The following is a 13,848-nucleotide window of genomic DNA, read 5'->3' as shown; positions in this document are numbered from 1 at the left end:
GTGCATAAAAAGTATCAAAATGTCGCGATTGCTTCATACCTTGCGACAATTGCTGATCGCTTTTCTTTGCTTTTTGCCGGTTGCGCCGTTATGGGCCGCGACCAAGGCAACCCTAGCGAAACGGAATCTGGGCATACATGGCGAAAGAAGAACTCCTCGAAATGCGCGGCAAGGTGGTGGAATTGCTGCCGAACGCGATGTTCCGGGTCGAGCTCGAAAACGGCCATGAAATCCTCGGTCACACGGCGGGAAAAATGCGCAAGAACCGCATCCGTGTGCTGGTGGGCGACGAAGTGCTCGTCGAACTGACGCCTTACGACCTGACCAAGGGCCGCATCACCTACCGCTTCATGCCCGGCCGGGGCGGCCCGGGCCCGCAATAGGCGGGCTGCGCCTGATGGGCGCGCCGCAGCTCATCCTTGCATCGGCCAGCCCCCGGCGGCGCGAACTGATCTCGCGGCTTGGCGTGGAACCTGTCCGCGTGGGCGGCGCCGATATCGACGAAACCCCGCACAAGGGCGAATTGCCCCGCGTCTATGCCCAGCGCATGGCGCGCGAGAAAGCCCTCGCCGCGGCGGATGCGGATGCTTTCGTCCTCGCGGGCGATACCGTGGTTGCCTGCAGGCGGCGCATCCTGCCCAAGGCGGAAGACGAAGCGACCGCGCGCCAGTGCCTCACGCTGCTGTCGGGCCGCCGCCACCGCGTACTTTCCGCCATCGCCCTGCGCGCGCCCGATGGCACGGTGCGCGAACGGTTGAGCGAAACGCAAGTGCGCTTCAAGCGCCTCTCGGATGCCGAGATCGACGCCTATATCGCCGGGGGCGAATGGCACGGCAAGGCAGGCGGCTATGCCATCCAGGGCTCCGCCGAAGGGCTGATCGCCTGGATACAGGGCAGCCATTCGGGCGTCGTCGGCCTGCCGCTGTTCGAAACGCGCGCACTGCTCAAATCCGCCGGGTTTTCCCTTGGCTGAGTGGCTGATCGAGGATGGGATCGCCGAACAACGCGCGATCCGCCTCGCCGGTGACACCATCGTGGCCGCCCGGCTCCACTGGCCCGGCAGTCTGACCGCCGGACAGGTGGAAAATGCGCGGCTGATCGCCCGCGCGGGGGGCAGTACGCGCGGCACCGCCCGTTTCGCCAGCGGCGAGGAAGCCCTGGTCGACCGCCTGCCCAAAAGCGCGAGCGAAGGCGCCACGCTGCGGCTGGAAGTGATCCGCGCCGCCATTGCCGAAACCGGCCGCACCAAGCTCGCCCATGCCCGCCCGGCCGACAAATCGCTCCGCCCCGCACCCGATCTCCTCGCCGCGCTGGAAGCCAAAGGACACAGCGTGCGGCGCGTGCACCGCTTCCCCGTATCCGGCTGGGACGACCTGGCCGCCGAAGCGTTCAGCGGCGAAATCGCGTTCGACGGCGGCATGCTGCACCTTTCCCCCACACCCGCGATGACGCTGGTCGATATCGACGGCGCCCTGCCCGCGCGGGCGCTGTGTCTGGCCGCGATCCCCGCGATTGCCGGGGCGATCCGGCGATTCGATCTTGGCGGTTCGCTCGGCATCGATTTCCCCACCCTGCCCGACAAGGCGGACCGGCGGGCGGTCGATGCCGCGCTGGAGGATGCGCTGACCGGATGGGCGCACGAACGCACGGCGATGAACGGCTTCGGCTTCGTGCAGATCGTCGCCCGTCTGGAACGTCCCTCGCTGCTCCATCGGCTCCAGCGCCACCGCGCCGCCGCCGCCGCGCGCCTGCTGCTGCGCCGGGCGGAAGGAATCGCCGATCCCGGCGCGATCCTGCTCACCGGCCATCCGGCGCTGCGGGCCCACCTCACCGATTCCCGGATCGCGGAACTGGCCCGGCGCACCGGGCGCGAAATTCGCCTGGCCAACGATCCCGCGCTTGCGCTCGAAGCCGGATTCGCGCAGGCCGTCGCCTTATGACCGACCAGCTCAAACAGAAGCGCTGCCCCATCTGCAAACGCCCGCGGGTGGAGCAATTCACCCCGTTCTGCTCCTCGCGCTGCCGTGATCGCGACCTCGCGCAATGGTTCAACGACGGCTACGCCCTGCCCGGTCCACCCGCTTCTCCGGACGAACTCGACAAAGAACGATAATTCCCCCTTGCCAAGCGCGCCGCGCCACGCCATAGGCGCGCCTCCAACCGCTCAACGGTTCCTTTCGGAACCCGTTCGAAGCAATGCCCAAGTAGCTCAGTTGGTAGAGCATGCGACTGAAAATCGCAGTGTCGGTGGTTCGATTCCGCCCTTGGGCACCATTCCCTTTCCGATGACATCCAGAGGCTTCTAGAGAAGCTTGGAAAACGGCAGAATCCTAGCTTTATCCAAGCCAGGTGAGCCTGCCTCATCCTTGGCCATCCACTTACAGCTCAAGTGCGAATTCGTAGGGGACTATGCGGAAATTCTCCCGATACGCGTCATGAAGTCGCGCGATGGGGTTTACAGAGCGAGGCAATCCCGATCACACACGCACCGCTTTCGAGTTCGCTGCGTTTGAGCAGGGGTAGGCAGATACCGACAGAAGACCGGCCGACCTGTGCAGTTCGAGATAATGACGGAAGCTGGAAACAGCCTCAGCGTGGTTAGCGACGTCGCGGCAACGTCCGCGACTCCCTCTTCCCAAGCCGTGTAGAATACCTCGGACACCTGAGCACACCGCATATGCTCGATTGGTTGATGAATGTGTTTCAACCGTCGGCCTCGACCAGCGAGAGTATGGACCCATTCACTGCGCTGAACGAAGGCATCGCTAATACAAGTCAACGGGAAACCTGCGCGCCGTGCAGTATTGCTAGGTCATACCAATATTGAAATACAGTGCGCTATTTGGGTGTTGACGTCGATGATGCGTTGACCTTGTCTGAAAGAATCGAAATTTGAGTGCACGTCAGCTTTTCAGCTTGTTTGGGAAGCCGACTGAACGCAATCTTCGACGGCTTCCCTCCCTGTCACCTTATTGCGAGGGTTGCTATATCCGGATCTACAAAGAAGGCTGCGATTCCGGACACGCCAACGAAGCTGCCGTTGACATATCTTAGTTGCTGCTCAGCCAATCAGATTCGTTCGCGTTGACGACGCCCTACCATGAAATACGTCAGGGCCCAGAAGTACATGTCCGAGCCCTGCCCCTTAGGCCTCGATCGATATGAATGACCTTTGTTCGGCCGTCCCCACTTAGAACTTGCCGTCGAGGGTCAAACCAAACGTACGGGGATCACCAAAGCTAACCGTCGAGAAGCCAAGCTGGCCAAAATCCACCGCGCGGCTGGCATAGTGCCTGTTCGTTAGGTTTTTCGCCCAGAGTGTGACGCTCAGCTCGCCACCGCCAAGATTGATCCGATCCAAGCGAATTTGCCCATCAAGCAGCCCTCGCGCATCACCTTTAGTGGCTTGTGAAAACGGCGCTGTCAGCGGGTTCCCGAACATATAGAACGATGAGGTATAAGCGTATCCCAATCGGAACAAGAGTTGGCTGCCTCCAAGATCATAGCGATAGCTTGCCCCGGCACTCGCCGTCACTTTCGGCGCATAGTTCAGTTTAATTACCGAGGCGACATTGTGCGGCTGATGCGCGATATCACCAGCCAGATATGTCACCGGGTCGGCCTTTACGTATCCGAACGCCCCATCGAGTTCGAAACCATCGGCGATTAGCGCCTTGCCGTCCACTTCAAAGCCATAGTACCGCGTCTTGCCCGCGTTGACGACAATGCTGCCAAAGCTTTGGCCTTCACCCACTGGCACCGGAACGGTCACGAATTGATCGCTATAGATGTTGTAAAAGAACGCAGAATTGATCCGCACGCGGTTGCCCAACTTGGCCTTCGCACCCACTTCGTACGACCAGATTTTTTCCGAATTGAACGGCGCTAAAGCGAGCTGCGACGTGTCCTGGCGAGCATCGAACCCACCCGACCGATAGCCACGTGCAACTCGGGCATAGAGATTGATGTCGTCCGTCGCGCGAAAATCGATAGACAGGTTGCCGGTTAACGCGCGGAACTTCTTCGTCCCGCGATTGCGCGCTAGGTCTTCTGGCTCAAACGGTGCAATGCCGTTTTGGAACACCGCCAACGTCTTGGAATCCCAGGAATGACGCAGCCCGAGGGTTACGCCAATACGGCCGCCGGGCCCACCTGGGCGCCACGTTCCCTGTCCGTAGATCGCATAGGATCGCGTGCTGGCGGTGTAACCTAATGCCGAAGGAACCGCCATCGCGCGGAAGCGCGCTGGATTGCCCGCACGCAACTCCGGTGCAAGCGCCCCGAAACTGGCTTCTGAGAAGATCGCGTCGGTATCAAGGACATAGGCGTAATGCTGGGGGTTATATTCGCGACCCTTTTCCTTGAAGAAGAAGCCGCCGAGAACCCATTCGAATGCCCCGCCCGAGCGCGAGACCACTTCCAGTTCCTGGCTGAACTGATGATGTCGCCGCTTGTCGGTGATTTCAAACAGATCCTGCGTGGTCGTCGGAACCGCTGCGGCTGCCAAGGCGGCGCGTGCCTCCGGGGTCAAACCGGAGATCTGGTTCAGCACCGCGATCGGCATGCCGTTGAGCAGACTATCTTGCGTGAAGGCGGGCCCGCGCACTGTACCCAATCCATCAAGATCGTTCGACAAAAGGGTGTTTCGCCACCAGCGGATGGCTGTGGTCGATCGCAGAGTCACAGTATCCAGATTTGCCTCCAGGCGAGTCATGTTCCCCCAGACCTTGTCGACCGATGGTCTGCTGGAATTGTTGCAAACACGGCTACGCCAAGTCCTGGACATCTGTGACAGCGGCGATCCGCATTCCGCTTCGCCTGATGTCGCACTTTGCAGATAACCAAGAACATTGGCGGGCTGCACCTTGGGGAAGACGTTGCCGCCGATCGTCATAGTGGCAGGGAAATCGCTGACGTTGCCATTGCCCACGCCGACCAGTTGCTGAAAGGCCGACACGCTTTTGATCCGGGCCCAATCGAACGCGTTGGCCAACGTCACATTGTCCGCCAAATCGATCGACAGCGCCCAGCGCAGGCTGTGCGTGGACGCTGCGCCAGGGTCGAGCCGGTCGGGCTGCAAGAGATTGTCGACCACCCCGTCCCGCGATTTGTAGAGATAGGACAACGAGGACCGAGCAATCCCGGCGATCGTCCCGGTGTTGATAACGCCGCGCAGCACGCGCTGGTCGAAATTGCCGATTCCGGCACGCAATGACAGGTTGAAGTCTTCAGTCGGCCGTTTGGTCACGAAGTTGACTGCACCGCCGGTGGTGTTGCGCCCGAACAAGGTTCCCTGTGGGCCTCTTAGAACTTCCACCCGCTCGATATCCGCCACTTCGAATGAAGACGCCGCGCTGCGTGCCAGATAGACGCCATCGACATAGATCCCGATAGGAGAATCGTAACCCATCGATTCATCCGAAGACGTCGGGATGCCCCGGATTGTCACCACCGATGCGGTGGCGTTGGTCGTCCCGCCGAGTACCGCGACGTTGGGCGCAATGGCTGACAAGTCCTTGGTTTCGGAGATGCCTTGCAAGTCGAGCTGTTCGGATGTGAACGCCGAAATGGCCACCGGCATTCGCTGAAGATTTTCGCCGCGCTTCTGCGCTGTCACGACAATGTCGGCAATTCCGGCTTCACTGACTTCCGATGCATCCTGTGCTTGTGCAGCGGACCCAAAAGAGAGCAGAGCCACTCCACTCAAAAGCGCAATTTTCGCGGTCTTCATCTTCCCACCTTTAATTATATTATGTTGATCGGTTGTCCGTTTCTGCGGGGCCAGTGTCGGATCACAGACGGTTTTTGTGCTGATCGAGCGCGTTGCGGGTTGCTGCCGCGACGGACCCGATCAGGTCCACGCTGTGGGTTGAGACCCAGGCGAGCGATTCCGCGCGGCGATCGCGGTTTTGGAACCTTGGCATCACGTACCGTGCGAACAGCTCGTAGCTTTTGCAGGTAGCGTCCCAATTGGCCGCATTGTGCGCCAGCAGCAGGAACGTCCCGAAGCCGCCCGATTGATCGAGCATGCCTTCGATGCATTCCACAACGTCGTCCGGCGTTCCGCAGGTCAGACGGCCAAATGTGCCCCAGGTGTTGCCGCACCATGACCGAACAGCGTCTTCCGCGCTTTCGATTCCCTCCAGACAGGGCATCTGCACACCCAGTTTTCGGAGATAGTCTAGCACGTTGGGCATGATTCCGGCGGCGACATCCGCCATCGCCTGTTCGCGCGTTTCGGCAATGTGGATCGGGGCCACGATCCGCCAGTTGTTGCGGTGCACGGCACGGCCACTTTCCTGCGCAACCTTTTCGCAGATGCGCCAGTGATCGGGGAGTGTAGCGAATCCCGCACCGCTTGAGGCTGCCACAGAAAGCATGGCCGCCCCCATTCGGCCAGCGGTAACCGGGCCATTCGGTGTAACCGCACAGGCCACCGCCACTTCCATCCGTGGCTGCTGATAGGGCAGCACTTGCAAGCGAGCATCGCGCAAGGTGAACCACCCCTCATCACGCGTGACGACCTTACCATCGAGAAGATCAACAATCGCTTCGAGTGCCGCCCCCATCATGTCACGCTGACGTGCGGGATCGATACCAAGCATGGCGGCGTCGGAGGGCAGTTGTCCCGGACCAGCCCCCAACATAATTCGCCCCCGTGTCTGGTGATCAAGCTGCACGATTCGGTCCGCCAAAATCAGCGGGTGGTGATAGGTCAGCGAACTGACCCCGGTGCCCAGCCTGATCCGCCGGGTCCGCTCCGCAACGGCGGCGATAAAGACTTCGGGCGACGCAATGGGTTCGAAACCTGCTGAATGATGTTCGCCGATCCAGGCTTCATCAAAGTCGAGCCGCTCCATCAGCTCAACCAGTTCCATGTCACGCTCGATCGTCAGCGTCACATTGTCCGCAATCCCGTGATAGGGCGCGATAAAGGCACCGAACTTCATACAGTCCGGCCGAAAATGGCTCATGGAAAATTCCCGAAAACTAGCCGCCCGCAAAAGTCGGGCCAACAATCAGACCTGGCAGCTAAGCAGGCTCAGCCCGCCATCGACGACCATCGTCGAACCCGTCATGTGGTCGGCATCGGAAGAGCAAAGATAAGCGAAGGCCCCGGCCACACTGTCGACCGGCTGCAATGTCTTTAGCGGCACCATGCCGGCCATTTGCTCACGAAACCCGGCGTTCTGGGCATAGGTTCGCCGGGTGATCCCGCCATCGACGGCACCCGGTGCAACCACGTTGACCAAGACACCTTCGTCAGCGAGTTCCTGCGCCATGCATTGTGCCAGCATCTGAACCCCGGCCTTGCTCGCCCCGTAAATCGCTGAACGCGGACAAGGACGATTTTGCGTCCACGATCCCGTGAAGAGCACCTTGCCGCGAACACCATTCACGTCGCGGCTTTGCTGGACCATGCGCTTTGCCGCAACTTGCGCGATATGGAACGTCCCGGTGAGGTTGACCTCCATTGTCGTGTGCCAGCTTTCCTCACTTACGCTGAGGAATTGATCGCCGAGCACGACCCCGGCATTGGCGATCGCGACGTAAATCTGCTCTTCTTCAGCAAAAGCCGCTTCGACTTGCGCACGGTCGGTGACGTCGCATTGGCGGTAGGTTATGCCTTCACCTAGCGCGGCCGCGACGGCACGCCCATCCATTTGGGGCACGAGATCAAGTAGTACGATACGCAACCCCTGCACGCGCAGGCGCCGGGCAATCGCCTGCCCGATGTCCCCCACTCCGCCCGTGATCAGCGCGACCCGCTCTTGTTGCGCCATATTGAATCTCCCTGTCCTTTCACACCCAACGCACAGCCAGCGTTGGCGAGAGGAGACGCATAGGCAGCATCACCATGTCCGTCGTGCAGATTGACATTAGGGATTCTCAGATCGGGCTGCTTTTGCTTTCGATTTTCTCATATTCCTGCGCTGAGGCCCAGATCGACAGCGTTAGCTATTCAACATGCGCGCCGTTTCTTTTAAACTGCCGACGATTATCGCGATCTGCGATGTGCCCCGGACAACAAGGCGGCAGAAAGGAATACGAGGGAGGATCAGCGAATGGCGGCAGTAATCCGACAAGTCAGATGGGTGTCGGCGACCTACGCTTTTCCGCATGTTACCATTGACATCATGGACGCCCGCAAACCCATACAGCAAGTGGTGCAAGACAACGGCATAAACGATGAACACACTATCGGTGCTGAAATGAGCAACGTCGGCTCGCTGCAATCCAGTTGGCGATACGTTGGGTCCGCCGGGCCGACCCATGCCCCTTGCGATGCCCTGTCCTATGTTCCAGCGCAGATTCCCTGGGGCACCTCTATAGCAGGACGTGGGGTGGCATCAGGTATCGCCTGTCGCTTTGCTCCCGATCACTTCGATAGCGTCACCCGAATTGGCGGCGACTGGACTCAACGGCACCTGCAAGCCTGCCGGGATTTGTCCAGCAGCACCATCAGAGACATATTGCGCCGAATTTATAACGAGATCCGCGCGCCCAGCTTCGCTTCGGACGTTATCGTCAGTTCGCTTTCAGAGGTCATTCTGGTCGAACTTGCCAGATATTTCCACGGCATCCCCAAGGCCGACAGTTTACGCCACGGCGGCATGTTGAGCAAAGACGACCTGCTACACATCCGCAGCCTTGTTGAACGCGCGCTCGACCAGCGCCTGTCGATTAAACAACTGGCCGATGCCCTAGGATACAGCGAAGGATATTTCTACGCAGTTTTCAAGCGAACCACAGGGCTCACACCGCACAAATATATCGAAACCATGCGGATGCGGAAGGCGATAGACCTGATAGCGCAGGACGAGTTGAGCATCAAACAAATCGCCTACGCCGTGGGCTTCTCCAGCCCGAGCAGCTTTTCGGTCGCGTTCCGTCGTCTAGCTGGAGTGAGCCCATCACAATCAACCGCGATCAAACCCGCAGTATTCATCTCTAAGCTACCACTACTCGAAAAGTTCGATGGATAGCGGTGAAGCTGTCTGACGGAAGGGAAGCAAGAAGGTTTCGAACCTCTAGTAAGTTCGTTGATATTTGGAAAATGACGTGGGATATCTGTTTCCCCCAACCTTCCGGACCTCCAGCTAGCGTGATTGCCTTTCAAAAGCGGTCCCATCAAGGCCCTTCGCGACAAGATGAACCAACGGCTGCTTTCAGGAAGCGGTTTTGAGTTGGCGAATGGCCGCTTTGTCGGCGAAGAAGTTCGTTGCCCGAATAATTTTGCCCAGAGGCTTATTTTTTGACGGTGCTGGGGCGAAGCCCCACTGCTAAAGCCCAGCCGACCAACACACACCCACCAAGCCACATCAGAAAGGCGGCTGCATCGCCAAGTACCATGCATGTGAAGCTTGGTAGGCATGCGGTCGCCACAAGACCCCACCGCTGACCGGAGCTCATGCCACCGTCCCTATGGCCCATGGCGCGTCGGCGTTTTGGATCGCCAATACATAAAGCCAGGATTGCGAGCGCTGAAACAGCAAGGGCGCCCAAGGTAAGATAAAATGTGGTCATGCTTCTATCGCCGCACTGGTGAAGGACCCGGATCGACGTGGAGTCCGGGTTGCTATCCAGCATCCACGGAGCAGCCAGAGCCCGGCCACAACAAAAGCAATGTCGAGTGCGACAATAGCCGGTTGCCCGACAGCAAGAGCTCGATACCAATCCGGACCGCCTGCGACGGCAAGGCGAAGAAACGGCAAAGTGAACATTACCACACCCGTTGCGCCCTTCAGCATCTGCGTCAGTAGCTCGTTCGAAGGAGCAAAAATACCGGCTAGAATCGCGGTGATAGATGCAATCAGGAATGCGGCGGTCGTCCAGTATACGGCAGAACCAAGCGGCATTGTAATCAGGAAGGCTGCTGCGGAGATTACGAGGCCGAATGGCAAACCAAAGCCGACGACGGTCAAGGTACGTTCGAGCCATGCTAGTGAGCGTGCATCGTCCTTTCGGCGAACCACCCATAGCCGCATTCCCGTGAACGTCACATAGCACATGGCGAAGCCAAGGCCGAACCAGATCGCCTTCGACAACACCCCGGCGAAGTTTCCAAAATGAAGCGGTCCCATGATTCCGGCCAGCGTCCCGCCCGCCGATTCGCGTGTGCCAACGGTCGGCTTCGTCCGTTTAAAGGCCGCAGTTACGCCATCGTAGAGCAAAGTAACCGGTTTGATCTCGCCGGTTCTGGGATTGTGAAAGGTCGTGATCTCCGCATCGGCGCGACCGAAGTTCTCGATTGCAATGAAGGTAGGAATTTCCCCCATACGGCGTGTAGCATCCGATGTAACAAGGTCGAGATTACCGATAATGTGGGGCCGCGGATCGGGCTTCTCACGATTGCCAAATACCGTTTCGCTTAGTGCTTCAACGTCACCGCTGAACGCCGCCATCGCCACCACGGGTACCCCGATGGTTCCGAAAAAAGAGAAAAAACTGCCGGTAAAGGCGAGAATGAAAGCGAAGGGCAGGCTCCAGGTGCCGGCCACACTGTGCTTGTCCCGATCGACCAGAACTGGATTGGCTCGGCGACGCAAGGTGAAGATATCTTTGAACAGGTGCCGATGGATCAGCAGACCAGAGATCGCCGCAACCAGCATGGCGAGGCCCAATATCCCGGTCAGCAGAAGCCCCCAGGGATCAGGGACATGCAGATGGACATGGGTATCGACCAGGAAACTGCTAAGCGCATCATCGTTACGCGGACCAAAGACTTCCTCGGTCGTCCCACGCGCGATGCGATCAATGCGCCCAGCATTGTCGAGTTGATAATAGATACCGCGCTCGACCGGCATCCCCTTCGCATCAAGTTCATGGCGATGAAAGAAAACCCCAAGGCCATGATCGCCAATCTCGAACAGGTTGACCGCCTCGCGAAACTGCGGAGGCGTCATGGCGGAGAGTTGGCGAACGCTGGCATCGATCGGCTTGTCGAAGGCGGAACGGGTCGCGACATGGCCTGCTGACCAAGCGCCAATTTCATGGGCAAAGACGGCAGCCGTACCCGTCAGGACCACCGCATAGAGCAACAGGCCAAGGAGAATGCCGGACCAGCCGTGCACCGCGACCATTGTCTTGGTCTCATCTTTTTTGAGATGGATCATGGGATCTGCTCCACCACCTGCGCTTCGCCCATGAAACGCGATACAACCAAGCCGCCGTGCATAAGGAACAGCACGGCGGCCACCAGCGCCACGCGCCCGACGCGGGGGTCCAGACAAGCATGGAAGAACAGCGCGGCCCAGATGAGTGGCGCGAAAACAAGTGGGAACACCAGATTATCAATGCCCGCCGCACCGCCCGGTAGCCAGAGTGGCATCCCGGCCAAAAGCGTGAGCGCCACGATGATCGCCACGGGCCCGGCAAGAACAATCCGCGCCCATGAGCGCCAGGAACGAGACGAGGTGGTGGTAGCCCTTCGATGCATTGGCACCGAATAATACAGCGAAGCAATATTAACAAGGGAATTGCTATTGATAATCTATCGCAATTATATAAGACCACAGCCCTGCTGGAGACTCAACAAGGGTGCGTGATGAACAAAATGATGGTGATGGCCGGGTTCGCCGGCGTGTTGGTCACTCAGCCGGCATGGGCCGATGACAGCACGGATGCACAAGCACCCCGTGATGAAATCGTCGTAACCGCCGCGAACGCCGGTACAAAAACCCAGACGCCGCTTATCGAGTTGCCCCAACCAATCACGATCATCACCTCGGACCAATTCACCGCACAAGGCGCGATCAGCATCAGCGATACGGTTAAGTATGCCGCTGGCGTCCTGGCCAACCCCTATGGCCGCGATACCCGTGTAGATGGCTTCAATGTCCGCGGCCTCGATGCGCTCCAGTTCCGCGATGGCATGCGCGACATATTTTCCTATTATGCCAGCATCACGGCGGACCCCTACAATTTCTCCCGCGTGGAGATCGTGCGCGGGCCTGCGTCTGTGCTCTTTGGCCAAGGCTCAATTGGCGGCTTGGTCAATCTCGTCTCCAAGACCCCGGAGTTCAGAACAGGAGGGGAACTTTCCCTCGTCTATGGCAGCTATGACCGCAAGGAAGCGCTGGGCGACGTCAATATTGCGCTTAGCGATACTTTGGCCATTCGCGCAGTTGGCCGCGTCCGCAAAGCTGACACTTATGTCGATCATGTTCCCGACGATCGCGTGATGTTCGCTCCATCGCTGCGCTGGCAGCCCACACCCGATACCGACATCGTGCTGACCGGCCTCTATCAAGAGGACGATACTGGATCGACTTCGCAGTTTTTGCCGATCGTAGGCACGTTCCATCCGAACCCGTCCAACCCCGATGGAAAGCTTGATCGCTACACCTTCGTCGGGAAAGCAGGATGGGATCGTTATAACGGCCGCTCGCTTCAGGGCGGTGCCTCGATCACCCACAACTTCTCGGACAACGTCTGGCTCAGCCTCAAGGCCCGCTACATCGATAGCGACCTTGAATATTTCACCCATTACGCAGACAGTTACACCAACCCGACCGATCCTTTCGCAGTTTACGGTGCGGATGGTCGGACTATCGGCCTTTCTGCCGATGCCAGCGATGCACGGATGAATGTCTTCTCGACCGACAACAACCTGCAGTTCAAGTTCCATACTGGCGACCACATTGAGCACACGATGCTCATCGGCATCGACTACAGTTGGAACAAGGTTCGCAAGCGATACGCTGGTGGTTCAGAAATCGTCGACATCTATGATATCGATTACGATGCGCTGCTCACTTACGACCCCAGCGGCCCCTTCAGCTCCGAAAGTCAGAAACAGTTGGGCGTCTACGTGCAGGATCAAATCCGCTTCTTCGACCGCGTCTCGGTTGTTGTGGGCGGCCGCCGCGATCATGTGAAGCACTCCTCGGGAAACACTGACAATGCCACCACGTTTCGGGCCGGCATCATCGGCGAGATCGGTGCAGGTTTCTCGCCCTTCTTCAGCTATACTGAGAGCTTTCTCCCGATTGCCGGATCCATCGACAACGGGGACGGCACCTTTGGCAATCCTTATAAGCCCCAGAGCGGCACTCAGTACGAGGTCGGCTTCAAGTGGCAGCCGACCCGTCGTGCGCTGGTTACGGTCACAGCCTTCAAGATCAAAGAGCAGAACCGCGTCCTCTATCTGTCGAATGGCGCAACGAGCCAGTCCGGCAAGTTGAAAACCAAGGGCATCGAATTTGAGGCGAGCTATACCCTGCCCGAAAATTTCGAACTGCTGCTCAACTATGGTTACAGCAAGCTCCGCTCGGAGGTGGACACGAGCCTGGACTATATGCCGCGCCACACCGCATCGATCTGGTCGACCAAGAGCTTTGATCTGACGGAACGTGCACGTTTGCGTCTTGGTGCAGGCGTGGTTTATAACAGCAACAGCAAGTCGACTGGTCCCCTCGATCCCTACGGGCTCAATCCCGCCATTCCTAGCGGTGAACTCTATTCGGTCATCACCCCGTCCCGCACCACCATCGATGCCCTTGCAGAAATCACTTGGGACAAATGGCGCTTCGCTCTCAATGCGACCAACTTACTGAACAACAGAAATTTTGCTTCCTGCCTTGCACGGGGCGATTGTTTTATGGCTGCGCCGCGCAACGTAATGGGGACCGTGGGTCTGCGTTTCTGATTCAGGCACATGAGGATCTCAATGCAGGTTGCTCTGCAGGTTATGATCAGGCTCTTTTGGGCTTGCCCTTCCGGCTTTTTCGCGACGATCGATCTTGTAGCTGGAGACATATTGCTCCAACACGAGCGCATCCAGTCCCTGAAACAGTTCGTGCGCATGCCATGGAACGCGGGAATCTATTGCCGAGCCATTCAACA

General features: G+C 58.7%; 11 protein-coding genes, 1 tRNA gene and 1 pseudogene. 8 read left to right on the top strand and 5 right to left on the bottom strand.

Translation table 11 applies throughout. The features are described 5' to 3' along the window. The first annotated feature begins 137 nt into the window (after window positions 1-137). The 6 genes and pseudogenes from infA to K5X80_RS17280 all read left to right on the top strand — a co-directional run. Entirely contained in the window at window positions 138-383 is a 246-nt protein-coding gene (gene infA / locus K5X80_RS07325) for a translation initiation factor IF-1 (protein ID WP_021689091.1), read from the top strand. Between the two features lie 14 nt (window positions 384-397). Then, entirely contained in the window at window positions 398-973 is a 576-nt protein-coding gene (locus K5X80_RS07320) for a Maf family protein (protein WP_283249244.1), read from the top strand. Further along, on the top strand, window positions 966-1,940 hold the full coding sequence (locus K5X80_RS07315; RefSeq protein ID WP_222560186.1) for a hypothetical protein: 975 nt from the start codon (window positions 966-968) through the stop codon (window positions 1,938-1,940). The genes K5X80_RS07320 and K5X80_RS07315 overlap by 8 nt, the downstream gene beginning before the upstream one ends. After that, window positions 1,937-2,113 carry a DNA gyrase inhibitor YacG gene (locus K5X80_RS07310; protein WP_222560185.1) on the top strand — a complete coding sequence of 59 codons (177 nt, stop codon included), beginning with the start codon at window positions 1,937-1,939 and terminating at the stop codon, window positions 2,111-2,113. The genes K5X80_RS07315 and K5X80_RS07310 overlap by 4 nt, the downstream gene beginning before the upstream one ends. 85 nt (window positions 2,114-2,198) lie before the next feature. Next, a tRNA-Phe gene (locus tag K5X80_RS07305) sits at window positions 2,199-2,274 on the top strand. 257 nt (window positions 2,275-2,531) lie between these two features. Next, window positions 2,532-2,896 (top strand): annotated as a pseudogene (locus tag K5X80_RS17280) (tyrosine-type recombinase/integrase); the annotation flags it as partial. A 294-nt stretch (window positions 2,897-3,190) separates the two neighbouring features. On the opposite strand, the gene K5X80_RS07300 reads toward K5X80_RS17280, so the two are convergent. The 3 genes from K5X80_RS07300 to K5X80_RS07290 all read right to left on the bottom strand — a co-directional run bounded on the left by K5X80_RS07300 (window position 3,191) and on the right by K5X80_RS07290 (window position 7,784). Further along, window positions 3,191-5,731 (bottom strand): TonB-dependent receptor, encoded by a 2,541-nt coding sequence (locus tag K5X80_RS07300; RefSeq protein ID WP_222560184.1) that lies wholly within the window; start codon window positions 5,729-5,731, stop codon window positions 3,191-3,193. Window positions 5,732-5,792: 61 nt separating this feature from the next. After that, window positions 5,793-6,974: an LLM class flavin-dependent oxidoreductase gene (locus K5X80_RS07295; RefSeq protein ID WP_222560183.1), complete on the bottom strand. Its 1,182-nt coding sequence runs from the start codon at window positions 6,972-6,974 to the stop codon at window positions 5,793-5,795. A gap of 45 nt (window positions 6,975-7,019) precedes the next feature. Next, window positions 7,020-7,784 (bottom strand): SDR family NAD(P)-dependent oxidoreductase, encoded by a 765-nt coding sequence (locus K5X80_RS07290; protein WP_222560182.1) that lies wholly within the window; start codon window positions 7,782-7,784, stop codon window positions 7,020-7,022. Between the two features lie 282 nt (window positions 7,785-8,066). Between K5X80_RS07290 and K5X80_RS07285 the strand changes: the two genes are divergently transcribed. After that, complete coding sequence (locus tag K5X80_RS07285) at window positions 8,067-8,987, top strand: helix-turn-helix domain-containing protein (RefSeq protein ID WP_222560181.1); 921 nt, start codon at window positions 8,067-8,069, stop codon at window positions 8,985-8,987. A gap of 537 nt (window positions 8,988-9,524) precedes the next feature. On the opposite strand, the gene K5X80_RS07280 is transcribed toward K5X80_RS07285, so the two are convergent. Beyond that, on the bottom strand, window positions 9,525-11,117 hold the full coding sequence (locus K5X80_RS07280) for a PepSY-associated TM helix domain-containing protein (RefSeq protein WP_222560180.1): 1,593 nt from the start codon (window positions 11,115-11,117) through the stop codon (window positions 9,525-9,527). After that, window positions 11,114-11,368: a hypothetical protein gene (locus tag K5X80_RS07275; protein ID WP_222560179.1), complete on the bottom strand. Its 255-nt coding sequence runs from the start codon at window positions 11,366-11,368 to the stop codon at window positions 11,114-11,116. Before K5X80_RS07275 ends, K5X80_RS07280 begins: the two co-directional genes overlap by 4 nt. 180 nt (window positions 11,369-11,548) lie before the next feature. Between K5X80_RS07275 and K5X80_RS07270 the strand changes: the two genes are divergently transcribed. Next, the gene (locus tag K5X80_RS07270; RefSeq protein WP_222560178.1) at window positions 11,549-13,651 is read left to right on the top strand and encodes a TonB-dependent siderophore receptor; all 2,103 of its coding nucleotides are present in this window, start codon (window positions 11,549-11,551) and stop codon (window positions 13,649-13,651) included. Window positions 13,652-13,848: the final 197 nt, after the last annotated feature.

This window comes from Caenibius sp. WL (assembly GCF_019803445.1).
Lineage (GTDB): Bacteria > Pseudomonadota > Alphaproteobacteria > Sphingomonadales > Sphingomonadaceae > Caenibius.
Note: the sequence above shows the minus strand (reverse complement) of the source record. Positions and strands in the feature narration are given on the sequence as shown.

Excerpts from the sequence above, each read along its gene's own strand:
- K5X80_RS07285 (WP_222560181.1), top strand. The coding sequence starts at position 8,067 with ATGGCGGCAGTAATCCGACAAGTCAGATGGGTGTCGGCGACCTACGCT.
- K5X80_RS07270 (WP_222560178.1), top strand. The coding sequence starts at position 11,549 with ATGAACAAAATGATGGTGATGGCCGGGTTCGCCGGCGTGTTGGTCACT.
- K5X80_RS07300 (WP_222560184.1), bottom strand. The coding sequence starts at position 5,731 with ATGAAGACCGCGAAAATTGCGCTTTTGAGTGGAGTGGCTCTGCTCTCT.
- K5X80_RS07310 (WP_222560185.1), top strand. The coding sequence starts at position 1,937 with ATGACCGACCAGCTCAAACAGAAGCGCTGCCCCATCTGCAAACGCCCG.
- infA (WP_021689091.1), top strand. The coding sequence starts at position 138 with ATGGCGAAAGAAGAACTCCTCGAAATGCGCGGCAAGGTGGTGGAATTG.
- K5X80_RS07280 (WP_222560180.1), bottom strand. The coding sequence starts at position 11,117 with ATGATCCATCTCAAAAAAGATGAGACCAAGACAATGGTCGCGGTGCAC.
- K5X80_RS07295 (WP_222560183.1), bottom strand. The coding sequence starts at position 6,974 with ATGAGCCATTTTCGGCCGGACTGTATGAAGTTCGGTGCCTTTATCGCG.
- K5X80_RS07320 (WP_283249244.1), top strand. The coding sequence starts at position 398 with ATGGGCGCGCCGCAGCTCATCCTTGCATCGGCCAGCCCCCGGCGGCGC.
- K5X80_RS07290 (WP_222560182.1), bottom strand. The coding sequence starts at position 7,784 with ATGGCGCAACAAGAGCGGGTCGCGCTGATCACGGGCGGAGTGGGGGAC.